Here is a 22,647-nt window from a genome sequence, read left to right on the forward strand (position 1 = left end):
GGAAGGGATCCGCCGTCAAGACGGGCTCCGACGACGCCGGAGGGCGACCCCGCGGTCCGGGCGACGGGCCCGTCGCGCAGGATGGCGGAAGAGCGCACGGGCGCGGAGTGACGAGAGGAGCGTGACGGGCCATGAGCACAGGCATCGGCGACGGTACGAGGGCCGTGCGGGCGGGGCTGCCCGAACCGGTGAAGTACGAGCCGCCCCTCCCGGGCCCCGTCTTCGCCGCCCACTACCACCTGCCCGGCGAGCCGACCGGGCCGTACACCTACGGCCGGGACACCAACCCGACCTGGACCCGGCTGGAGCAGGCCATCGGGGAGCTGGAGGCACCGGGCGAGACCGTGGAGACCGTGGTCTTCTCCTCCGGGATGGCCGCGATCTCCGCCGTTCTCTTCTCCCGGCTGCGCGCCGGCGACACCGTGGTGCTGCCCAGCGACGGCTACCAGGCGCTGCCGCTGGTGCGCGAGCAGTTGGAGGCGTACGGGATCGGGGTCAGAACCGCGCGGACCGGCGGTGACGCCCAGCTCGCGGCGCTGGAGGGCGCGCAGCTGCTGTGGATCGAGACCCCGTCCAACCCCGAGCTGGACGTGTGCGACGTGCGCCGGCTCGTGGCCGCCGCGCACGCCACGGGCGCGCTGGTCGCGGTGGACAACACCCTGGCGACCCCGCTCGCCCAGCGGCCCCTGTCGCTGGGCGCGGACTTCTCAGTCGCCAGTGACACCAAGGGCATGACCGGCCACGGGGACCTGCTGCTCGGCCATGTGACCTGCCGGAACGCCGAGTTGGCGGCCGGCGTGCGGCACTGGCGCAAGGTCGTCGGGGCGATCCCCGGCCCGATGGAGACCTGGCTGGCGCACCGCTCGCTGGCCACCCTGCACCTGCGGATCGAGCGCCAGTGCGCGAACGCGCTGGCCCTCGCCCGGGTGTTGGACGGGCGGGCGGAGGTGACGGGGCTGCGCTACCCGGGCCTGCCGGGCGATCCTTCGTACCGCCTCGCCACCGAGCAGATGCGTCGGTACGGTGGGGTGCTCTCGTTCGTCCTGCCCGACCGCGAGCACGCGGAGCGCTTCCTCGACGCGCTGCGGCTGGTGGACGACGCCACCAGCTTCGGCGGGGTGCGCTCCTCGGCGGAGCGGCGCGGGCGCTGGGGCGGGGACGCGGTGCCGGAGGGCTTCATCCGGCTGTCCGCGGGCGCGGAGGACACCGACGACCTGATCGTCGACGTGCTGCGGGCACTGGACGAAGCAGCGGCGTAGCCGTTTCCCGGCACGCGGGATAGGCGGTCCGAACCTCCCCCCTCATGGCTCGGACCGCCCCGGTTCATCCCCCCGAAGAACCGCCTGAACAAGGCTAGTTGACTCTGCGTCAGTGTCCAATCACAGTAGCGACAGCAGCCTATCGACTTATTTATAGTTGTCCGGTCCGCGGACACCGTCGTTCACGGACGCAGTCGCTCAGGAGGCGCTCGGCATGGATCTGGCGCTGCTGCGCACGTTCGTCACGGTGCACCGGGCCGGTTCGTTCACCCGCGCCGCCGCGCTCCTCGGGCTCTCCCAGCCCGCGGTGACCGGGCAGATACGCACGCTGGAGCGGCAGCTCGGCAAGCCGCTCTTCCTGCGCCAGGCCAGGGGGGTCACCCCCACCACCATCGGGGACGAGCTCGCCCATCGCGCCGCGCCGCACCTGGACGCCCTGGTGGAGATAGCCGAGGCGGGGCTGGACGAGGAGTCGGGCGTCCGCACCCTGCACCTCGTGGGGCCTCCGGAGTTCACCTCGATACGGGCGCTGCCCGCCCTCACCCCGCTGATAGCCCAAGGGCTCGCCCTGCGCGCGTCGTTCGGGAACGCCGAGGAAGCGATGGACGGGCTGGCCGCCGGGCACCACGATCTGGCCATCACCACGGCCCGGCCGCGCGGCAAACTGCTGACCTCGACTCCGCTCTGCGACGAGGAGCACGTGCTGGTGGCCTCCCCGCGCTGGGCGGCGCGGCTGGGCCCCGACGTGCTGCGCGGCGGGCACGTGGTGCTGGAGCAGCTGCCGGTGGTCGAGGTCCACGAGTCCCTCCCCCTGGTCTCGCGCTACTGGTCCGCCGTCTTCGAGTCCCGGCCCGCCGCCGCGGGGACGGTGATCGTGCCCGATCTGCGCGCGGTGCTGGAGACCGCGGCCTCCGGCGCCGGGCTGGCCGTGCTGCCGCGCTATCTGTGCGAGGACGCCTTGAAGAGCGGTCGGATGGTGGCGCTGCTCGACCCGCCGGTCCCGCCGCTGCGGACGTACTTCCTCGTGGTGCGCACCGGAACGCTCGCCCTCCCGCACATCGCACGGGCCCACGAGTGGCTGATGCGCGCCGCCCACGAGTGGTGACCGGCCGCGCCAGCGCGCGGTGACCCCTCGCGATCGCAGGCTGACCGCGGGCTGACCGAGTGGCTCAGCGAGTTTCAGAGCGGTCGACACGGGCCATGGTCCTGACATGACCGAACGGCCAGTGGTCAAGCGCACCGCACGCGCCATTCTGCTCGACGGCGACGATCTGATCCTGATCAAGCGAACCAAGCCCGGCGTGGATCCCTACTGGCTGACGCCCGGCGGCGGGGTCGAGGCCGAGGACGCCACCGTCGTCGACGCCCTGCACCGCGAGGTGGACGAGGAGCTGGGCGCCAAGGTCACCGACGTGGTCCCCTGCTTCGTCGACACCGTGGAGCACATCACGGGCGGCGGAGTGACCGGCGTGAAGGTCCAGCACTTCTTCGTCTGCCGGCTGGAGTCCATGGATCCCACCCGGCGGCACGGCCCCGAAGTCGACGACCCCATCGGGACGTACGAGATCGTCCGGGTGCCCTTCAGCCGGATGGGGATCGCCGGAGTCCATCTGGTACCGCTCTCCCTGCGGCACTACCTCGACGGGAACATCGAAGGGGTACGGGCGATGCACGCGCCCGACCTGGGCTGACTCCTTGCCCGGGCCGAGGCCGGCCCGGGCAACGTCGAGCCGTGGCCTTCTGGTGGAGCAGCGGGCCCGGCCGTGCGTACGCCGAGGCTCGTACGGGCGGTTACTCCCGCTGTCGGATGCTCTGAGCGGGACGTCCGCGGCACGGTGTTTCACGTGAAACCACTCAAACGCCCCGTACGCCGGACCCTTCTCGTCGTCCACGTCTGTGCGGCGGCCGGCTGGCTCGGACTCACCCTCGGTCTGCTCGCCCTGGCCGTCACGGCGATCACCACCGAGTCCACCACCACGGTCGACGCCGCCGCCCGGTCGATGAAGGTGTTCACGGACTGGCTGGTGCTTCCGCTCGCCCTGCTGACGCTGCTCAGCGGACTGGTGCTCTCCCTGGGCACACCCTGGGGGCTGGCCCGGCACCGCTGGGTGGTGATCAAGTTCTGGATCACCCTGGGCACCGTCACCGCCTCGGTCTTCGCACTACGGCCCGGAGTCAACGAGGCGGTGGAGACCGTCGCCGAGAACGCCGCCCTGGCCTCCCCCACGGATCTGGTGATGGGCCCGATCGTCTCCTTCAGCGCCTATCTGTTCATGACCGTGGTCTCGATCCTCAAGCCCTGGGGGCTCACTCGCCGCGGCCGACGGTTGCGGGCCGAGATCAGTTCCCGGAAAACACTGGACGAGCGATCACCGAGGCAGACAGTCTGACCCCTATGTCGACAGCGCTGCCCGAGCTCCCCATCCGCCGCCTCACCAGGGACGACCTCACTCTCTGCGCCGACCTCTCCGAGGAGCGGGGCTGGGCGCGCGACGAGGGCGGGTGGGGCCTGCTGCTGACGGCGGGCACCGGATTCGGCATCGACGACCCCACGGGGAAGGGGCTGGCGGCCTGCTATGTGGTGACGTCCTACGGTCCCCGCCTCGCCGCCATCGGCAAGCTGCTGGTCGCCACGGCGTACGAGCGCCGGGGCCTCGGGGGCCGGCTGATGCGCCATGCGCTGGAGGCCGCCGGCCAGACGCAGCTGCTGCTGTACGCCACCGCGTACGGCCAGCCGCTGTACCAGAAGCTGGGGTTCATCGAGGTCGGACGGGTCGAGCGGTTCCACGGGCAACTGCGCGACACGGCGGTGGACGCACCCGCGGGCCTCGTCACCCGGCGGGCCGTGGCCGAGGACGTCCCGGAGGTCGTCCGGCTGGACGCGGAGTGCTTCGGGGTGGACCGCACCTCCATGATCACCCGGCTGCCCGCCGCCATCGACCAGCTGTGGGTGGCGGAGGAGGACGGCTCACTCGTCGGCTACGCGGCGAGCTGGCCGGGCGCCAGCTCGACCCTCGCTCCGGTCATCGCACGGGACAGCCGTACGGCCCGGGCCCTCATCGCCTCGCTCGCCCGCAGTACGGCCGGACCGCTCCGGATGCACATCGACGTCCGCCACAAGGAGTTGCTGGACTGGGCGCGGGAGAGCGGTCTGGAGTCGGCCGAAGGCACCGCCATCATGACCCATGGGGGCGGCGACCTCCCGGGCGACTGGCGGCGCTGCTTCTCTCCGCTCTCCCTGGCGACGGGCTGACTCCGACGGGCAGAAGGGGCCAGTTGCCTGGTGGGGCCTTCGGGTACCCGAGCAGGGGCGCCGGGCAGGCAATGCGCCCACGCGTACGCTGCGGACCATGAGCGACCTGGAGATACGCCCCGCAGCGACCACCGACGTCCCGGCCATCGTGGCGATGCTCGCCGATGATCCGCTGGGTGCCCAGCGGGAGTCCCCGGACGATCTCGCCCCGTACCTCACGGCCTTCGAGCGGCTGGCGGCCGACCCGCAGCAGCACCTGATGGTGGCCGTACGCGAAGGGCGCGTCGTCGGCACGCTGCAACTCACCGTCATCCCGGGGCTGTCCCGACGCGGGGCCACCCGCTCCGTCATCGAGGGCGTCCGCGTCCACGCCGACGAGCGCGGCAGCGGGCTGGGAAGCCAACTGATCGAGTGGGCCGTCGGGGAGTCCCGTCGGCAGGAGTGCCAGTTGGTCCAGTTGACCTCGGACGCCACCCGCAAGGACGCCCACCGCTTCTACGAGCGACTCGGCTTCGAAGCCTCGCACGTCGGCTTCAAGCTCCCCCTCTGAGCGGCCGGGCCAAGAGCGGACGGAGCTGGGGCCTGTCTTACGGGTCAGCAGTGGGCGGAGTGCCGTGTTTCACGTGAAACACGGCACTCCGCCCGACACGCGACTCCGAAGCGTCAGAGGGCGAGCCCCCGCCAGCCCTCCGGGTCGACCCCACCGGGCACCCCCGCATCCAGCTCGTAGGGCTCGCGCGTGAAGACGAACGACGCCAGATCCAGATGACGGACCGAACCGTCGTCCCCGCGCGCCACGCGCAGCGTCTCCCCCGCGTAGTACCCGTTCCGGCCGATCCACGTGCCGTCGGCCCGGGCGGCGAACTGCGCCCCGCGGCCGTAGTCGTTCAGCGGCTGGAGTTCCACCTCCCGCTCAGGGTGCAGCCGCAGCCCGTACGGCTTGGTCCCCCAGTACCAGGTCCCGGTGAGCGCCAGCAGCTCCGGATCGACCTCCGGCAGCGGTCGCCAGGGCGCGGGGATCCGCGGCTCGGCCTCCGCCACGATCCGTACGAGTTCGGCCGTGACGGCCCAGGGCTGGGGCCCGGAGGTGGCGTTCGCGAGGGCCGCGGCGACGACCCCGTCCCCCGGGCTCACCAACAGCCCGGCGACGAAGCCGGGCAACGAGCCGAAGTGCCCGATCAGGGTGCGTCCGTCGATCTGGAAGACCTGGAGTCCGAGCCCGTAGGTGCTGCCCCACTCGCCGGCCTCCATGGGCGCGGCGGGCGCCGCCATCTCCCGTACGGACGCGGCGCTCAGCACCTGCTCGTCGCCCTCGGCGAGGAAGGAGCCGAACCGGCAGAGGTCACCGACCGTCGACCACAACTGGCCGGCCGGGGCCATCACGCCGAGGTCCTCGACCGGTTCGGGCAGCAGGGCGTCGGCCCACGGGTGCACCGCCCAGCCCTCCGCGTACGGGGCCACCGGCCGTACGCCCGTGCGCTCCAGGCCCAGCGGCCGGAGGACCTCGCGCTCCAGCACCTCCTCCCACGGCTCCCCGCGCACCGCCTCCACCAGCGACCCGAGGAGGGTGTAGCCGGGGTTGGAGTAGTGGAAGCGACGGCCGACGGGGTGCTTGCCCGGCTCCTCGCCGAGGACGTCGGCGAGCCCGGGCCGCAGCGCGGCCGGGGACCGCTCCCACCAGGGGGCCGGCGTTTCGGCGCCCAGGCCGGCGCTGTGGCCGAGGAGCTGGGCGATCGTCACCTCCCCGACGCCGGTGTCCGGCAGGTGCTTGTCCAAGGGGTCTTCGAGGTCGAGCAGCCCTTCGTCGCGCAACCTCATCACCAGCACCGCGGTGAAGGTCTTGGTGATCGAACCGATGCGGTACTGGGTGTCGGCGTCCTGCCCGTCCCCGTCGGCGGCGGAGCGGACGGCGCTCCACACGAGCCGTCCCTCCCTGCCGACCCCGGCGACGAGGGCGGGCGTGCGCCCTTCCGTCTGAGCGGTGGCGACGTGGTGCAGCAGGGCGCGTTCTGTGGTGGGGAGCAGCCGCTCCGTCAGGGGTGAGGTCATGCAGCAGGTCTATCGCACCGCCGTGTCACCTGTGCAAAGGCTTTCTACCCCCGACCTCCTCGTCGACGGTCGGGCGCTGATCGTAAAAGTGCTGCGGCGGCCCGGGGCCCCGTGCTAGACAGCCTCGCCATGAGCGATCTCGTAACGGAGCGATTGGTGCTGCACCCGCTGACCGCCGACGAGGCGGAGCGGCTGAACGCCGGCACCCCGGGCGAAGGAGCCCGCTGGGCGCCCGAGTACCCGATGGAAGACGACAGATCGGCGGCCCGGCGCTATCTGCACAGCCTCACCGCGGACCCCGACACCACCCACCCCGGAGCCTTCGAGATCCGGCTCCGCGAGGACGGCTCCGCGATCGGCGGCGCCGACTTCCACGGCCCTCCGGACGAGCAGGGCTCCGTCACCATCGGCTACGGGCTGGTCCCGTCGGCCCGCGGCAAGGGGTACGCCTCCGAGGCCCTGCGGGAGTTGCTCGCGTTCGCCCAGCGCTCCGGCATCGCCCGGGTGAAGGCCGACGCGGACCACCGCAACGTCGCCTCGCACCGGGTGATGGCCTCCGCCGGCATGCGGCTGGTCGGCACGGACGACCGCGTCCGCTACTACGAGACGGCCTGGGGCGCGTCGCCCGGGGTCGCTCCCTCCGCGGCCCATCTGACCACCACGGCGAACGCCTACGACGCCATCGCGGTCCAGTACGCGGAGCTGGTGCGGGGCGTGCTCGCCACGTTCCCGCTGGACCGTGCCTTCCTCGACGCGTTCGCCGACACGGTGCGGGCGAACGGCGCCGGGCGGGTGGCCGAGTTGGGGTGCGGTCCCGGCTACGTGGCCGCGCACCTGGCGGAGCGCGGGCTGGACGTCTTCGGCGTCGACCTGTCGCCGACGATGGTCGACATCGCCCGCGCGACCTACCCCGGGGTGCGCTTCGACGTCGGCTCGATGGACGCGCTGGACCTGCCCGCCGGAGCGCTGAACGGCATCGTCTGCTGGTACTCGACCATCCACGCGCCGCCGGAGGTGCTGCCCGCCTACCTCGCCGAGTTCCGTCGGCTGCTGACGCCCGGCGGTCATCTGGCCCTCGCCTTCTTCGAGTCCGAGGGCGGGCCGCTCACGTCCTTCGACCACAAGGTGGTCGAGGCGTACCGCTGGCCCGTCGACGAGTTGGCCGGGCTCGCCGGCGACGCCGGGTTCGTCGAGGTGGGGCGGATGCTGCGCGAGCCGGTCGAGGACGAACGCTTCCGCCGTGGCCACCTGTTGCTGCGCAGGCACTAGAGACTCTCGTTCGGAACTTGCTGGGCAGCCTGATCCAAACGAAAGACCCTGGTCCGGCGGTCGCGGGCGCGCCTCAGCGCGTGCCCGCGGCCCCCGAGTGCGCACCCGGCAGGGCGGCGGGCGGTCGCGGCTCCGGCAGGTCGACCCGCTCCGTGAGGTGGTCCTGGAGGCGGGCGTGCCGGAACTGGTAGGTGGAGCCCACCCGCCGCAGGATGCCCAGTCGGTGCGCGTCCGCGAGGAAGCCCTGGAGCCGCCAGGGCAGTCGGCCCCCGAGGGCGAAGTGGCAGCGGGCGACGACGTAGTACGGCCAGGCGCAGGTGGCCAGCGCGAGGACGAAGCCGGTGGCCCCGACGTCGACGAGGCGTACGGCGGCCACGAGCGCGAAGTCGCCCGGCGTGCTGGCGAACCAGATGCTGGTGCGGACGCCGGCGTCGGGGACCACCAGCAGGAACGCGCCCGCGGCGCCGCTCAGCAGCGCGATCAGCCGGTCGGCGCTCAAGGTGCCCTCGGCGGTCTCGTGCTCGTCGGGGACGTGGGGTGCGCGGATCCAGCGGAAGAAGACGAGCCACAAACCCAGCACGGCGCCGACCACCAGCCCGTCGCGCAGGCTGGTGACGAAGCGCGGGTCCCCGCCCCGCTGCACGTACGCCGCGTAGCTCGCGAAGCCCAGCCCCCAGAAGAGCGCGACGCACACCACGTTGAGCAGCGCGCCCGGCAGGCGCCGGCACCAGTGCGCCGTGCTCGGACGGCCGCGGCTCGGCAGCCCCGGCGGCATCGGCAGGCCGACGGCGAGCAGCACCAGCCACACGCAGGACGTGACGAACGTGATGCTCACGAAGACCTGCTGCGCCGCGTTCGTACCGGGCAGGAAGGGCGCCACGGCGGGCACCGACGCCACACCGCCGCCCAGCGCCAGCAGCGCGCAGACGACGACCCGCCGCACCGGAGTCGTCGCGAGCGGCGCCAGACGACCGCTGAGGGCGACCACGGGCCCGACCACGAACGCCAGCGTCATGGAGATCGGCACGAACCGCACCGGCGCCCCCAGCGGCACCAGGAGCGGGTTGGTGACGAGGTGTCCGAGGAGGGCGATCCCGGTCCACACGGCGGCCCGCCGCCAGGGTCCGGCCAGCGCCGGGCTCCAGGTGTGGAGCTGCCACCAGGCCAGGTCGAAGGTGCCGTGCCGGCTGAGCCCGCGCGCGAGGAAGGTGAGGTAGCCGTGGGCCCGGTCCGGCCCCCATCTGCGGGTGGGGTCCTGCCGGCGGGAGCGCGCGTAGAGCGTCGGCACGAGCACGTCCAGCAGGTGGTGCTCCAGGGCGGGGACGGTGGGGAAACGCCGCTCGTCGGTCAGCTCCCCGGGGTCGCGGTGGCCGTCGCCGTACACGGAGCGGACCAGGGTCGCCATCAAGGGGCCGGTCAGGACGCGGGCGAGCGGGGCTTCGGGGTGGCGGTCGAGGTGTTCGGCCAGGTCGTCCCAGGCGGCCCGGCGGTCGGCCGGGGCGGTGTGGCGCAGCGCGGCGAGCGTGTCGTCCACGCACAGCGGCGCCGGCTCCAGCACGGTGGCGTTCGCCAGCGGCGCGGTGTGCCGCAGGATCCGCGCGTAGTCGTCCGTACGGCAGGTCAGCACGAGCGGAGCGTCCGTCGGCAGGGTGTCGTCGAGGGCGGCCAGGACCGCGGCGCGGCGGGGCAGGGGCACCTCGTCGAGCCCGTCGAGCACGGGCACCAGCCGGTGCTCGGTGAGCAGGTCGACGATCGATCCGCTGCCGTAGCGCTGTGCGTCGCCGAGTGCCGGGTAGTCCTCGGTGATGCGGCGGCGCAGCCAGTCGCGGGCGTTCTCGCGCGACGGATCGAAGGTGGCGAGCGGGCAGATGACGGGCAGCGGTCCGTCCGGGGTGCGGGTGCGCAGCAGCGCGAGGGTCAGCAGGACGGCGAAGGTCGTCTTGCCGGAGCCGGCGGGCCCCAGCACCACGAGCCGCCGGCCCGGGGCCCCGTGGAAGAGCCGCATCAGCCCTTCGGGGTCGTCCGCCCGGGCCGTGTGCACGGGGGCCGTCGGGTCGCGCCGGTCGGCGGGGTCCCGGGGCGGCCGCGGCGCCCAGCGCACGGGCAGCGGCGCGGGCTCGAAGAGCTGCCGTAGGACGGCCTCGTCCTCCCACTGGCGCCGGACCATGCGGGCGAGCGCCCGGGCCGTCTCCTCGATCTGTCCGGTGTCGGAGTCGCGGTGGGCGGGTGCGCCCCGCCACGCCCACACCGTGAGCAGCCCCATCAGGCCGGTGACGGTGCCCAGCACGGAGGCCGCGGCGGACGCCTGGTCCGTACGCCCCAGGGCCGACAGCCACACCAGTCCACCGGCGACCGCAGCACACAGCGTCCATGCCACCATCCAGCGCCCACGCATACTCCCCCAACGACCCCGCACACGACCCGGTCACCCAGGGGCCCGCCCACCCTCCCCGCAGCCTTTACCTGTACGGAAAGCACACCTCCGGAAATCCCACCCCGAGATTCTCTGCGAGCTTCTCGAAGAAATCATCTAGCGCCCTATCGCGTGATACCCAGAAGCCGGATGCCCATTACCGCGAGATGACGAATGGCAAATGCATCTTGTCGACCCTTGCTCCCATGACACCATCTTGACCTGGCCTGATACCCGACCATAAGAGGCCAGAAAACGACGGACCGGCCCACACGTGTTGATCGTCACTCTGCCCTCGACGAAGGCCGTGCCATCATGACGCCGTAGATCAAAAACGGGATCAGCGGAGCCGCGGAAATGTGCGCCGTGCAGCGCTCCGCAAGAAAAGGAGCACGTTTTGATACGCACCCGAGTTTGGGCCGCGGCAGTGACCACCGCGGCCGGACTGGCCCTGACCACGGCCGTCCCGGCCAACGCCACCAGCACCAGCACGCCGACCACGGTTCCGTGGGCGGTGAGCCACGGCTCGGAGGCCACCGCGTCGGGCGACCGGTGGATCGAGCGCGGCAGCACCCCGCGGAGCGGCGACCTCGTTCTCAAGGGCACCCTGACCAACACCGGCAGCGGGTGCTACTCGGTGTGGACCCAGTACATCTGGGACCGCGTCGTGAAGCCGCCCACGAAGTACACCGAGATCTGCGGCCCCGGGACCGTCAACGTCGACATCCGCGAGGCGCTGCCGGCGTTCCCCATCTACAGCGGCTCGGTGAAGGTCTGCAAGGGCACGGCCTACACCAGGGACTGCGGACGCGCGGAGAGCATCACCTCCTGGCCGATCCAGCGGTGACGACGACGCCCGAGCGCTCCGTGCGAGGGGCCTGAGACCCGTACGGACGAACGCGGCCGGCCTGGGCTCAGTGCCCGGGCCGGCCGTTGGTCAGTTCTGGGCCGGTGCGTCACGCCGCCTTGGACAGGGTGGACCGGTCCTTGCTGGGCGCGGTGCGGACGGGCGTCGCGGTGCTGGTCACGGCCCCCCGTCCGTCGTGGCGCGGCCAGAGGAGCAGGGCGGCGACCGCGCCCGCCCCGGCCAGGACGGCGAGTACGGACCAGGCGAAGGTGAAGCCCGCGCTGGTGCCGAGCCACCCCGCGACGGGGTAGGTGATCAGCCAGGCCAGGTGCGACAGGGAGAACTGGGCCGCGAACGCCTCGGGGATCTCGTTCCGCCCGACGGAGGCACGCAGGACCTTGCCGGTCGGCGTGACGATCAGCGCCATCCCGATGCCGATCACGGTCCAGATGGCCGCGGTGCCGATCCAGGTGGTGACGCCGGCCGCGATGAGCGTCACCGCGGCGACCGTGCCGCCGACGAGGACCCCGGCGCCGGTCGTCATGACCGTGCGGGCGGCGACCCGGTCGAGCACGCGGGGGAGCGCGAGGGCGGCCAGGAGGGTGCCGGTGCCGGAGGCGGCGAGCATCCAGGCGACGTGCGACTGCGAGCCGCCGAGTTCGTCCCGTACGTAGTTGACGGTGTTGACGACGACGATCGAGCCGGCCGCCGCGACCACCAGGTTGAGCGCCATGATCCCGCGCAGCCGCGGCGTCCTGAAGAAGGTCCTGATGCCCGCTGCCGCCTTGTCCCACGCCTTGGTGTGGGCGCTGGGGCGGGCGTTGGGGATGCGCGTCGACAGGACGAGCAGGGCGGAGACGAGGAAGCCGGCGGAGGTGCCGAGGAACAGCCAGTTGAAGCTCATGAACGTCAGGGCGACGGCGGCCAACACGGGGCTGAGCAGGCTCTCCATGGTGTAGGCGACCTGGGACGCGGACAGCGCACGCGTGTAGTCGGCCTCGTCGGTGACGATGTCGGGGATGACGGCCTGGAACGTCGGGGTGAAGGCCGCGGAGGCGGCCTGGAGCAGGCCGATCAGCACGTAGATGTGCCAGACCTCGGTGATCAGCGGCAGGGCGAGGACCACTGCACCGCGGACCACGTCGAGGAGGAAGAGGAGGGTCCTTCTGGGGAGCCGGTCGACGTACGCGGCAGCCAGCGGGGCGATGATCACGTACATGACCATCTTGATGGTCAGAGCGGTGCCGAGCACCATGCCCGCGCGCGGGCCGGCGAGGTCGTAGGCGAGGAGCCCGAGGGCCACCGTGGTCAGCCCGGTCCCGAAGAGTGCGATGACCTGGGCGCCGAACAGATGGCGGTAGTCGCGGATGGCGAACAGTCGCATGGCGGGGGTTCCTTCCGTTTCCATGCGGCGGGGCACGGCCCCGGGGTGGAGGCCGTGCCCCGCGGGTACAGGCGGGGTCGTTGTCCCTAGTCACCGGCGTCACTCCCGTCGCTTCCCGGGGTGAGACCGGCGAGGAGGTTGAACGCACCGGTGAGGACGTTGAGTGCGACGACGCCGACGACGTCGGCTATCGCGCGGTCGCTGAAGCCGTGCTTGCGCACTGCGCTGACCTGCTCGTCGGTGATCGACGTCGGCTCGCGGTAGATCTGGAGGGCGAGGGCGACGATCGCCGCGGTGGCGGGGTCGGCCGAGGTGCCCTTGCGGGCCCGCTCGATCTCCTCCTCGTCCACTCCCAGGGCGCGGGCGGCGCTGACGTGCGCTTCGAGGCAGAGTCCGCACCCCTGGCGGGCCTGGATCGCGATCGAGATCCGCTCGCTGGTCCTGCGGTCGAGCTTGGCTCGTCCCATGGCCCGGCTGAGCTGGAGGTATCCCCCCAGTACGGCCGGTGAGTGGGCCATCGTGGAGACCATGTCGCCGAGCTGACCGCGGCGGGAGGCCAGGTCGGCGAGGAGGTCGCGCGAGGCGCCGACCGCCGTGTCGGGCGTGAGTCGGGTCATGCGGGGCATGACGCTCCTCCCTTCGGTGTGGTCAGTGGTGCGCGTGGGCGCCGTGGTGGTGACCGGCGTGCGCCTGGGCAGCGGGCGCGGCGGCCACGGCGGTCGGCACGGTGAACTCGGCCGTCCGGACGACGCCTTCGTGCTGGAAGTCCAGGTACAGGCGGTAGGTGCCGGCCGAGGGCGCGACCGCCGTGAAGACGATCTCGGGCCCGGGTGCGGTGGCGCCGTCGCCGGGCTCGCCCTCCGGGTGCACGTGGAGGTAGCCCAGGTCGCCGACGCGCAGCGCCACCAGGTGCCCGTACGCGGCCAGGTACGGCTCCAGGTCGGTGACGGGGCGGCCGTCCCGGTGGACGGTGAGGGTCAGCCCGCTCGCCTCGCCGGCAAGGAGTTCCCCGTCGAGCACGACGGTGTACTCGCCGATCCGCGCGGTTCCGGTGGCCTCGGGGAGCGGCTGCGGGTCGTACGCCCCGGCGACCGCGACGTCGATCCCCAGCGTCATGGTGCCGCCGTGGCCGGCCGGGTGGACGTCGGCGAAGAACCGCCAGTCCCCCGGCTCCAGCGCCAGCTCGACGCTCCAGGTGCCCTCCCCGTCCTTCACCGGGTGCACGTGCTGGAACCCGGCCGTGTCCCGCCGTACGGCGATGAAGTGCAGCTCCTTCTCGTGCTCGGGCGTGAACTCGGTCACCGGCCGCCCGTCGGGGCCGATCACCCGGAAGCTGACGGGCTGCACTCCGGCGGTGCGGATCGTCGAGTCGAGCTCCAGCGTGTACCCGTGCTCGGAGACCGACAGCCCGCCGGGCTGCCCTCCGCCGTGACCTGCGTGGCCGCCGTGAGCACCGTGGCTGGCCTGGTGGTGACCGGTGTGGTTCTGCATGACGTCTCCCTGGGTGTGATGCGCCTTCCGGCGCTCCGTCCGCTCAGGACGTGCTCCACACTATATACCCCCGGGGGGTATATCGGGGCGCCTCGAAGGCAGAAATTTTCGCGAGGGTTCCCGGCGCGGCGAATCCACCGGCGGGAGCCACCCCACTGCCGGCCGCGGGGCTACGGACATGCGGCTGAGGGCGTGCGGCCCCGGCCACCGAATGCGGACCAGCCGCCCGGGCCGTGCAGACGGGGGCGACGGGGACGGCTCCCATACGTACGGGCAGGGGCGGAACGTACGGGCGGGCGGAAAACCACTGCGGGCCGGTCCCTGGGACGGGCCGGCTCCGCAAGCGGGTCGGATCAGGTCTGGGCCATGTCCACGAAACGCGAGTAGTGGCCCTGGAAGGCGACCGTGATCGTCGCCGTGGGGCCGTTACGGTGCTTGGCGACGATCAGGTCCGCCTCGCCCGCGCGCGGGGACTCCTTCTCGTACGCGTCCTCGCGGTGCAACAGGATCACCATGTCCGCGTCCTGCTCGATGGAGCCCGATTCACGCAGGTCGGAGACCATCGGCTTCTTGTCCGTGCGCTGCTCGGGGCCACGGTTCAGCTGGGACAGGGCGATCACGGGGACCTCCAGCTCCTTGGCCAGCAGCTTCAAGTTACGCGACATGTCGGAGACCTCCTGCTGACGGCTCTCGGCCCGCTTGGAGCCGCCGGACTGCATCAGCTGGAGGTAGTCGATGACGACGAGCTTCAGGTTGTTGCGCTGCTTGAGCCGACGGCACTTGGCGCGGATCTCCATCATCGACAGGTTCGGGGAGTCGTCGATGTAGAGGGGCGCCTGCGAGACGTCCGGCATGCGGCGCGCCAGCCGGGTCCAGTCCTCGTCGGTCATCGTGCCGGAGCGCATGTGGTGCAGCGCGACGCGCGCCTCCGCCGAGAGCAGGCGCATCGCGATCTCGTTGCGCCCCATCTCCAGGGAGAAGATGACGCTCGGGAGGTTGTTCTTGATGGAGCACGCCCGCGCGAAGTCCAGCGCCAGCGTGGACTTACCCATCGCGGGACGGGCCGCGATGACGATCATCTGGCCCGGGTGCAGACCGTTCGTCAGCGAGTCGAAGTCGGTGAAGCCGGTGGGCACCCCGGTCATCTCGCCGCTGCGGGAGCCGATCGCCTCGATCTCGTCGAGCGCGCCCTCCATGATCTCGCCGAGCGGCAGGTAGTCCTCGCTGGTGCGCTGCTCGGTGACGGCGTAGATCTCCGCCTGCGCGGAGTTCACGATCTCGTCCACGTCGCCGTCGGCGGCGTATCCCATCTGCGTGATCTTGGTGCCGGCCTCCACCAGACGGCGCAGCACCGCGCGCTCGTGGACGATCTCGGCGTAGTACGACGCGTTGGCCGCGGTGGGGACGGACTGGACCAGGGTGTGGAGGTAGGAGGCGCCGCCGACGCGGGTGATCTCGCCCCGCTTGACCAGCTCCGCCGCCACGGTGATCGGGTCGGCCGGCTCGCCCTTGGCGTACAGGTCGAGGATGGCCGTGTAGACGGTCTCGTGGGCGGGGCGGTAGAAGTCGTGGCCCTTGATGATCTCCACGACGTCCGCGATGGCGTCCTTGGACAGCAGCATGCCGCCGAGGACCGACTGCTCCGCGTCCAGGTCCTGGGGCGGGACGCGCTCGAAGCCGCCGGACGCACCGGACCAGCCGTCGTCGTCCCGGCCGCGGTCGTGCTGGTCCTCCCGGCCGCCGCCGCGGCGGTCGTCACCGCGGCGGTCCGTACGGCGGGGGCGGGAGACGGGAAGACGGTCTCCGGGGACGTCGTCCGCCGCCCACGGGTCGTCCAAGGGCTCGGAAATGCTCACCCGGGCCACCTCCTCCCGTCCGCGCAGCGGACCTCGCCGTGCCCCACTTTTCTACGGCACAGCACCGACAAACCGAGTGGCCCGACCCGGCTTCCGGCGCGTCGAGCGACGGTCCACGTTAGGCCGCTCAGCACCGTCAGCCAATCTGGTTATCCACAGGCCATGTGGATGAGCGACCAGATGCTGTGGAGAACTCCGCAGAACCTGTGCACGGACCGGGGGACAGCACTGTGGACAAACTCGCCGCCTCCCTTATCCACAGGGTTTGACCTGCTGTTATCCCATCCACCGGCTGTGGGGAAGAAAAAATTTCCCGACCGGGCCAAGATCAGAACAAACGGCCCAGCACGGAGCCGTCACCCTCAGTGCAAGTAAGGATCACTGGGCATTTGTATCTCTTACCTGTGGACGATTACATTGATGCGATGACCCAGGCCCCAGCGTCACCGAAGCTCCAGCGGCGACGCCGCGACCGGCGCCATGACCGAGAGATCGTCACCCTCGCCGTCCCCGCCTTCGGCGCCCTGGTCGCCGAGCCCCTCTTCGTGATGGTGGACAGCGCCGTCGTGGGCCATCTGGGCACCCCCCAACTCGCCGGGCTCGGGATCGCCGCCGCCCTGCTGATGACGGCCGTGAGCGTCTTCGTCTTCCTCGCCTACGCCACCACCGCCGCCGTGGCCCGCCGGGTCGGCGCGGGCGACCTCGCCGGCGCCATCCGTCAGGGCATGGACGGCATCTGGCTCGCGGTCCTCCTCGGCGCCGCCGTCGTCGCGGTCACCCTCCCCCTCGCCCCCTGGGTCGTCGACGTCTTCGGCGCCTCCGACACTGCGGCCCCGTACGCCGTCACGTATCTGCGCATCTCCAGCATCGGCATCCCCGCGATGCTGATCGTGCTGGCCGCCACCGGCGTGCTCCGCGGCCTCCAGGACACCCGTACGCCGCTGTACGTCGCCATCGGCGGCTTCACCGCCAACGCCGTCCTCAACGTCCTGCTCGTGTACGGCGTCGGCCTCGGCATCGCCGGCTCCGCCTGGGGCACCGTCATCGCCCAGTACGGCATGGCCGCCGTGTACCTCGTCGTCGTCATCCGCGGCGCCCGGCGGCACCGTGCCTCCCTGCGCCCCGACGCGGCGGGGATACGGGCGAGCGCCCGGGCCGGGGTGCCGCTGCTGATCCGTACCCTCTCGCTGCGGGCGGTCCTGATGATCGCCACCGCCGTCGCCGCCCGTCTCGGCGACACCGAGACAGCCGCCCATCAGATCGTGCTCTCCCTGTGGAGCCTGATGGCCTTCGCCCTCGACGCGATCGCCATCGCGGGACAGGCGATCATCGGCCGCTACCTGGGGGCCGGCGATGCCGAGAGCGCCCGGCAGGTGTGCCGCCGCATGGTGCAGTGGGGCATCGCGTCCGGCGTGGTGCTCGGCGTGCTGCTGATGGCCGCAAGCCCGCTCTTCCTCCCGCTGTTCAGCAGCGACCCGGCGGTCCACGACGCCCTGCTGCCGGCGCTCCTGGTGGTGGCGCTCACCCAGCCCGTCGCCGGCGTCGTCTTCGTCCTCGACGGCGTCCTGATGGGCGCGGGTGACGGCCCGTACCTCGCCGGCGCCATGCTGGTGACGCTGGCCGCGTTCGCTCCGGTCGCCCTGCTGGTACCCGTGCTCGGCGGCGGGCTCACCGCCCTGTGGTGGGCGATGACCCTGATGATGACCGTCCGGATGGCCACTCTCTGGTGGCGGACGCGCTCCGGTCGCTGGATCGTCACCGGCGCGACCCGCTGACCACCACGTACTCGCCACAGCGCCTGTTTCACGTGAAACAGGCGCTGCCGGCAACGACCGTTTCACGTGAAACAGCGCCGCTCGACGCGTCCGCGCGCAGACCCTGAGCACACGAGAAGTGGGCCGCACCCCAAGGGGTACGGCCCACTTCCTGGCTCGGTCGAACCGGCCGGGTCACACCGCTGATCAGGCGGCGATAACCTCGATGCCGACCTTCGCGTCCACCTCGGGGTGGAGACGCACGGACACCTGGTGCGCGCCCAGGGTCTTGATCGGCGAGCCGAGCTCGACACGACGCTTGTCGACGTCCGGGCCACCGGCGGACTTGATCGCCGAGGCGACGTCAGCCGGGGTCACGGAACCGAAGAGACGGCCGGCGTTGCCGGAGCGAACGGCCAGACGCACCTTCACGCCCTCGAGCTTGGCCTTGATCTCGTTGGCCTGCTCGATGGTCGCGATCTCGTGGATCTTGCGGGCGCGGCGGATCTGCGCCACGTCCTTCTCGCCACCGCGGGTCCAGCGGATCGCGAAACCGCGCGGGACCAGGTAGTTGCGAGCGTAGCCGTCCTTGACCTCGACGACGTCTCCGGCAGCACCGAGGCCGGTGACTTCCTGGGTGAGGATGATCTTCATGTTACGGTCACCCTTCCCTTATCGCGCGGTGGACGTGTAGGGCAGCAGCGCCATCTCACGGCTGTTCTTCACGGCCGTGGCGACGTCACGCTGGTGCTGAGTGCAGTTGCCGGTAACGCGGCGGGCACGGATCTTGCCGCGGTCGGAAATGAACTTCCGCAGCATGTTCGTGTCCTTGTAGTCCACGTACGCGGTCTTGTCCTTGCAGAATGCGCAGACCTTCTTCTTCGGCTTGCGCACAGGCGGCTTCGCCATGGTGTTTCTCCTGTGTGATCAAGAAGTGGGGTATCGAACGCCCCGCGGACCCCTAGGGGTCCTAGAAGGGGGGCTCGTCCGAGTAGCCGCCGCCGGAGTTGCCGCCGCCGGAGCTTCCGCCCCAGTTGCCGCCACCCTGCTGGCCGCCCTGCTGACCACCCGCGGGGGCACTGGTGGCCCACGGGTCGTCGGCAGGCGCTCCGCCGCCCTGCTGCTGGCCGCCGCCGGAGCTTCCGCCCCAGTTGCCGCCACCCTGCTGGCCGCCCCCGTAGCCGCCCTGACCACCGCGACCGGTGGTCTTGGTGACCTTGGCCGTGGCGTTCTTGAGGCTGGGGCCGACTTCCTCGACGTCCAGCTCGTAGACCGTGCGCTTGACGCCCTCGCGGTCCTCGTAGGACCGCTGCTTCAGCCGGCCCTGCACGACGACGCGCATGCCGCGCTGGAGCGACTCGGCGACGTTCTCCGCCGCCTGCCGCCAGACCGAGCAGGTCAGGAACAGGCTCTCGCCGTCCTTCCACTCGTTCGTCTGCCGGTCGAAGGTGCGGGGAGTGGACGCGACGCGGAACTTCGCGACCGCCGCACCGGACGGGGTGAAGCGCAGCTCGGGGTCATCGACGAGATTGCCGACGACCGTGATGACGGTCTCGCCTGCCATTGGGGGAACCTCTCGGCGGGGATTGCTTCTGGCTGCTTGCTGCTACTCGAACCCGAAGACCTCTGAGCTAGGTGCTCAGTGGGTCTCGGGACGGAGGACCTTGGTCCGGAGGACCGACTCGTTCAGGTTCATCTGGCGGTCGAGCTCCTTGACGACCGCAGGCTCGGCCTGCAGGTCGATGACCGAGTAGATGCCCTCGGGCTTCTTCTTGATCTCGTAAGCGAGACGACGACGGCCCCAGGTGTCGACCTTCTCCACCTTTCCGTTGCCCTCGCGGACGACGGAGAGGAAGTTCTCGATCAGGGGGGCGACAGCGCGCTCCTCAAGATCGGGGTCGAGGATGACCATCACCTCGTAGTGACGCATGTGGAACCCACCTCCTTTGGACTCAGCGGTCACGGTCGTTCCGTGACAGGAGGGTCGTGATGCGTGATGCAACGGTGTCGAGTAAAGCAGGACCCACTGACAGTGCCCCGTCCGTTTTCCCGACGATCATCGGAACGATCATCGCGGGGCGGACCCGGGCCTGACGGGGTCCGAGCAGACACCGGTGCAGACCGTACAGAGTACCCGCAGGGGGCCTTCCGGTTGAAATCCGGTGGCCGTCGGCCGCAATCTGTACACATCGGGTGTGCGCGGCACTACGGTGCGCCGCGCTCCGCAACGCCAGGAGGTGCCACATGGCACAGGCAGTGCGACGTCAGACCGGCCTCTTCGCCACGGACGGCAAGCCCCACCCCCTCCAGGACACCCTGGCCGGAGTCACTCTGGTGCTCGGCGTCATCGCGTTCGTGACGTCGATGTTCTCCGGCCTGCACCTGCTCAGCTCGTGGACGGGCCTGGTGGGGATCCTGACCGGCGCGTACGGACAGTTCATCTCCGAGACGACCCGGGAGCGGTTCGTCCTGATCCTGGGGCTCGGCGCGTCCTCGGCCGGGTTCTTCCTCGGCATGGCGCACGGCGGCCTCTTCGGCGGCTTGATCGGCTGATCGAGGACGGCGGCGGTCCGGGCCCGACCGGGGCCCGGACCGCGGTCCGCCACTGCCGCGGCCAACGGTCCGCGCCAGCCGCGGCCGGTGGTCCCGACCGCCGCTTTCCACACGCCCATTCGGGGCGCTCCCCCAGCGCAGTAGGCTTCGGCGCGAGAGCCGGAGCCCCTGACCCATGGGGACACACCTGCTGAGGAGCGCCCCACATGAGCCTGACACTGAGGACCATCAGCCGAGAGCAGCATCTGGCGTACATCCAGTCCCTGCCGTCGGCGAGTCACTGCCAAGTGCCGGCATGGTCCGACGTGAAGACCGAATGGCGCTCCGAGAACCTCGGTTGGTTCGACAAGAACGGCACGCTGGTCGGCGCCGGCCTGGTGCTGTACCGCCAGCTGCCCAAGATCAAGCGGTACCTCGCGTACCTCCCCGAGGGCCCGGTCATCAACTGGTACGCGCCGAACCTGGACGAGTGGCTCCGACCGATGCTCGCCCACCTCAAGCAGCAGGGCGCCTTCTCCGTGAAGATGGGCCCCCCGGTCGTCATCCGCCGTTGGGACGCCCCCGCCATCAAGGCCGGCATCCAGGACCCGGACGTGAAGCGGCTGCGGGACGTGGAGGCCACCCACATCGAGCCCCGCGCCTTCGAAGTCGCGGACCGGCTGCGGAAGATGGGCTGGCAGCAGGGCGAGGACGGCGGCGCCGGCTTCGGCGACGTCCAGCCCCGGTACGTCTACCAGGTGCCCCTCGCCAACCGCTCGCTCGACGACGTCCTCAAGGGCTTCAACCAGCTGTGGCGACGGAACATCAAGAAGGCCGAGAAGGCCGGCGTCGAGGTCGTCCAGGGCGGCTACCACGACCTCGAAGAGTGGCAGCGGCTGTACGAGATCACCGCGGTCCGCGACCGCTTCCGGCCGCGCCCGCTCTCGTACTTCCAGCGGATGTGGACCGTCCTCAACAACGAGGACCCGAACCGCATGCGGCTCTACTTCGCCCGCCACAACGGCGTGAACCTCTCCGCGGCCACGATGCTCGTCGTCGGCGGCCACGTCTGGTACTCGTACGGCGCCTCCGACAACATCGGCCGCGAGGTCCGGCCGTCGAACGCGATGCAGTGGCGGATGCTGCGCGACGCGTACGCCATGGGCGCCACCGTGTACGACCTGCGCGGCATCAGCGACTCCCTGGACGAGACGGACCACCTCTTCGGTCTGATCCAGTTCAAGGTCGGCACCGGCGGCGAGGCCGTCGAGTACGTCGGCGAGTGGGACTTCCCGCTCAACAAGCTGCTGCACAAGGCGCTCGACATGTATATGTCGCGCCGCTGACGCCCGCCGGGTCGCCGGCAGCCGTGCCCCGACCGCCGATGCGCCGCTGACGGCCCCGGCGCCCGCACCGTAACCTCGTAGACCCGTACACCCGAATCCGCAGATCCCGCACACCCCTCAGCACGCAGCTCTCGCAGCCACCAGAAAGGTCCCGGGCCGGCCATGGCGCTCTCCCTGTACGTCGACACCAACCGCTGGCGGGCGCACCAGAAGTCCGTGATCGACCAGTTCCCGGGCCTGGTGCCCGTCTGCAAGGGCAACGGTTACGGATTCGGCCACGAGCGACTGGCTGAGGAGGCCACCCGCTTCGGCTCCGACATCCTGGCGGTCGGCACGACGTACGAAGCGGCCCGGATCAAGGACTGGTTCAGCGGCGACCTGCTGGTCCTCACCCCCTTCCGCCGGGGCGAGGAGCCCGTACCGCTGCCCGACCGGGTCATCCGCTCCGTGTCGTCGGTGGACGGCGTGCACGCCCTCGTGGGCGCCCGCGTGGTCATCGAGTGCATGAGCTCCATGAAGCGCCACGGCGTCTCCGAGCAGGACCTGGCCCGGCTGACCGGCGCCATCGACGACGTGCGGCTGGAGGGCTTCGCCATCCACCTGCCGCTGGACCGCACGGACGGCTCCGACGCCGTCGAAGAGGTCATCGCCTGGATGGACCGGCTGCGGGCAGCCCGGCTGCCGCTGCACACCATGTTCGTCAGCCATCTGCGCGCCGAGGAACTGGGCCGGCTGCGCCAGCAGTTCCCGCAGACCCGCTTCCGCGCCCGCATCGGCACCCGCCTCTGGCTCGGCGACCACGACTCGACCGAGTACCGCGGCTCCGTCCTCGACGTCACCCCGGTCGCCAAGGGCGACCGCTTCGGCTACCGCCAGCAGAAGACCGCGTCGGACGGCTGGCTGGTCGTCGTCGCCGGCGGTACGTCCCACGGGGTGGGCCTGGAGGCGCCGAAGGCGCTGCACGGGATGATGCCGCGCGCCAAGGGCGTCGCCCGCGCCGGCCTCGCGACCGTCAACCGCAATCTGTCGCCCTTCGTCTGGGCCGGCAAGCAGCGCTGGTTCGCCGAGCCGCCGCACATGCAGGTGTCGATCCTGTTCGTGCCGTCGGAGGCGCAGGAGCCGCGGGTCGGCGACGAGTTGGTGGCGCACCTGCGTCACACCACGACCCAGTTCGACCGACTCGTCGACCGCTGA

The 22,647-nt window shown here is 71.3% G+C and carries 22 protein-coding genes and 1 pseudogene; 13 read left to right on the plus strand and 10 right to left on the minus strand.

Annotation, left to right across the window (positions count from 1 at the left end; all coding sequences use genetic code 11):
• Nucleotides 1-131: 131 nt before the first annotated feature.
• From AB0E05_RS06420 to AB0E05_RS06445, 6 genes are all read left to right on the plus strand, one after another.
• Entirely contained in the window at nt 132-1,259 is a 1,128-nt protein-coding gene (locus AB0E05_RS06420; protein WP_361959677.1) for a cystathionine gamma-lyase, read from the plus strand.
• A gap of 214 nt (nt 1,260-1,473) precedes the next feature.
• Nucleotides 1,474-2,364: a LysR family transcriptional regulator gene (locus AB0E05_RS06425; protein ID WP_361959680.1), complete on the plus strand. Its 891-nt coding sequence runs from the start codon at nt 1,474-1,476 to the stop codon at nt 2,362-2,364.
• Between the two features lie 106 nt (nt 2,365-2,470).
• Nucleotides 2,471-2,950, plus strand: a complete 480-nt coding sequence (locus AB0E05_RS06430) for an NUDIX hydrolase (protein ID WP_361959683.1) — start codon at nt 2,471-2,473, stop codon at nt 2,948-2,950.
• A gap of 153 nt (nt 2,951-3,103) precedes the next feature.
• Nucleotides 3,104-3,649 (plus strand): DUF2269 domain-containing protein, encoded by a 546-nt coding sequence (locus AB0E05_RS06435; protein WP_361959686.1) that lies wholly within the window; start codon nt 3,104-3,106, stop codon nt 3,647-3,649.
• A 5-nt stretch (nt 3,650-3,654) separates the two neighbouring features.
• Complete coding sequence (locus AB0E05_RS06440) at nt 3,655-4,512, plus strand: GNAT family N-acetyltransferase (RefSeq protein WP_361959689.1); 858 nt, start codon at nt 3,655-3,657, stop codon at nt 4,510-4,512.
• A 97-nt stretch (nt 4,513-4,609) separates the two neighbouring features.
• Entirely contained in the window at nt 4,610-5,062 is a 453-nt protein-coding gene (locus AB0E05_RS06445) for a GNAT family N-acetyltransferase (protein WP_361959692.1), read from the plus strand.
• Between the two features lie 113 nt (nt 5,063-5,175).
• Here the strand turns inward: AB0E05_RS06445 and AB0E05_RS06450 are convergent, their stop codons facing one another.
• Complete coding sequence (locus AB0E05_RS06450; RefSeq protein WP_361959695.1) at nt 5,176-6,561, minus strand: serine hydrolase domain-containing protein; 1,386 nt, start codon at nt 6,559-6,561, stop codon at nt 5,176-5,178.
• A gap of 129 nt (nt 6,562-6,690) precedes the next feature.
• Between AB0E05_RS06450 and AB0E05_RS06455 the strand changes: the two are divergent.
• Nucleotides 6,691-7,119 (plus strand): annotated as a pseudogene (locus AB0E05_RS06455) (GNAT family N-acetyltransferase); the annotation flags it as partial.
• Between the two features lie 93 nt (nt 7,120-7,212).
• Complete coding sequence (locus tag AB0E05_RS06460; protein ID WP_361959921.1) at nt 7,213-7,830, plus strand: class I SAM-dependent methyltransferase; 618 nt, start codon at nt 7,213-7,215, stop codon at nt 7,828-7,830.
• Nucleotides 7,831-7,903: 73 nt separating this feature from the next.
• On the opposite strand, the gene AB0E05_RS06465 is transcribed toward AB0E05_RS06460, so the two are convergent.
• Nucleotides 7,904-10,210 (minus strand): NACHT domain-containing protein, encoded by a 2,307-nt coding sequence (locus AB0E05_RS06465; RefSeq protein ID WP_361959698.1) that lies wholly within the window; start codon nt 10,208-10,210, stop codon nt 7,904-7,906.
• A gap of 430 nt (nt 10,211-10,640) precedes the next feature.
• Here AB0E05_RS06465 and AB0E05_RS06470 point away from each other — a divergent pair, with 430 nt between their 5' ends.
• Nucleotides 10,641-11,090 (plus strand): hypothetical protein, encoded by a 450-nt coding sequence (locus AB0E05_RS06470; protein WP_361959701.1) that lies wholly within the window; start codon nt 10,641-10,643, stop codon nt 11,088-11,090.
• A gap of 109 nt (nt 11,091-11,199) precedes the next feature.
• Here the strand turns inward: AB0E05_RS06470 and AB0E05_RS06475 are convergent, their stop codons facing one another.
• The 4 genes from AB0E05_RS06475 to dnaB all read right to left on the minus strand — a co-directional run bounded on the left by AB0E05_RS06475 (nt 11,200) and on the right by dnaB (nt 15,803).
• A complete protein-coding gene (locus AB0E05_RS06475; protein ID WP_361959704.1) occupies nt 11,200-12,474 on the minus strand; it encodes an MFS transporter in 1,275 nt (424 codons plus the stop codon).
• An 86-nt stretch (nt 12,475-12,560) separates the two neighbouring features.
• On the minus strand, nt 12,561-13,100 hold the full coding sequence (locus tag AB0E05_RS06480; RefSeq protein ID WP_361959707.1) for a carboxymuconolactone decarboxylase family protein: 540 nt from the start codon (nt 13,098-13,100) through the stop codon (nt 12,561-12,563).
• Nucleotides 13,101-13,122: 22 nt separating this feature from the next.
• Nucleotides 13,123-13,965: a hypothetical protein gene (locus AB0E05_RS06485; RefSeq protein WP_361959710.1), complete on the minus strand. Its 843-nt coding sequence runs from the start codon at nt 13,963-13,965 to the stop codon at nt 13,123-13,125.
• 353 nt (nt 13,966-14,318) lie between these two features.
• Entirely contained in the window at nt 14,319-15,803 is a 1,485-nt protein-coding gene (gene dnaB / locus AB0E05_RS06490) for a replicative DNA helicase (protein ID WP_361959924.1), read from the minus strand.
• A 443-nt stretch (nt 15,804-16,246) separates the two neighbouring features.
• Here dnaB and AB0E05_RS06495 point away from each other — a divergent pair, with 443 nt between their 5' ends.
• Nucleotides 16,247-17,596, plus strand: coding sequence for an MATE family efflux transporter (locus AB0E05_RS06495; protein ID WP_361959713.1), 1,350 nt, complete (start codon nt 16,247-16,249; stop codon nt 17,594-17,596).
• Between the two features lie 186 nt (nt 17,597-17,782).
• On the opposite strand, the gene rplI is transcribed toward AB0E05_RS06495, so the two are convergent.
• From rplI to rpsF, 4 genes are all read right to left on the minus strand, one after another.
• Entirely contained in the window at nt 17,783-18,229 is a 447-nt protein-coding gene (rplI, locus tag AB0E05_RS06500) for a 50S ribosomal protein L9 (protein ID WP_361536275.1), read from the minus strand.
• Between the two features lie 18 nt (nt 18,230-18,247).
• A complete protein-coding gene (gene rpsR, locus AB0E05_RS06505; RefSeq protein ID WP_005315025.1) occupies nt 18,248-18,484 on the minus strand; it encodes a 30S ribosomal protein S18 in 237 nt (78 codons plus the stop codon).
• A 61-nt stretch (nt 18,485-18,545) separates the two neighbouring features.
• Complete coding sequence (locus AB0E05_RS06510) at nt 18,546-19,139, minus strand: single-stranded DNA-binding protein (protein WP_361959717.1); 594 nt, start codon at nt 19,137-19,139, stop codon at nt 18,546-18,548.
• A 75-nt stretch (nt 19,140-19,214) separates the two neighbouring features.
• A complete protein-coding gene (gene rpsF, locus AB0E05_RS06515; protein WP_003956532.1) occupies nt 19,215-19,505 on the minus strand; it encodes a 30S ribosomal protein S6 in 291 nt (96 codons plus the stop codon).
• Between the two features lie 314 nt (nt 19,506-19,819).
• Here rpsF and AB0E05_RS06520 point away from each other — a divergent pair, with 314 nt between their 5' ends.
• The 3 genes from AB0E05_RS06520 (at nt 19,820) to AB0E05_RS06530 (ending at nt 22,647) form a co-directional block, all read left to right on the plus strand.
• Entirely contained in the window at nt 19,820-20,128 is a 309-nt protein-coding gene (locus tag AB0E05_RS06520) for a hypothetical protein (protein ID WP_361959720.1), read from the plus strand.
• A gap of 206 nt (nt 20,129-20,334) precedes the next feature.
• Complete coding sequence (locus AB0E05_RS06525; protein ID WP_361959723.1) at nt 20,335-21,453, plus strand: peptidoglycan bridge formation glycyltransferase FemA/FemB family protein; 1,119 nt, start codon at nt 20,335-20,337, stop codon at nt 21,451-21,453.
• A gap of 162 nt (nt 21,454-21,615) precedes the next feature.
• The gene (locus AB0E05_RS06530; protein ID WP_361959726.1) at nt 21,616-22,647 is read left to right on the plus strand and encodes an alanine racemase; all 1,032 of its coding nucleotides are present in this window, start codon (nt 21,616-21,618) and stop codon (nt 22,645-22,647) included.

Origin of the sequence: Streptomyces sp. NPDC048057 (assembly GCF_040653095.1) — a bacterium.
GTDB lineage: Bacteria > Actinomycetota > Actinomycetes > Streptomycetales > Streptomycetaceae > Streptomyces.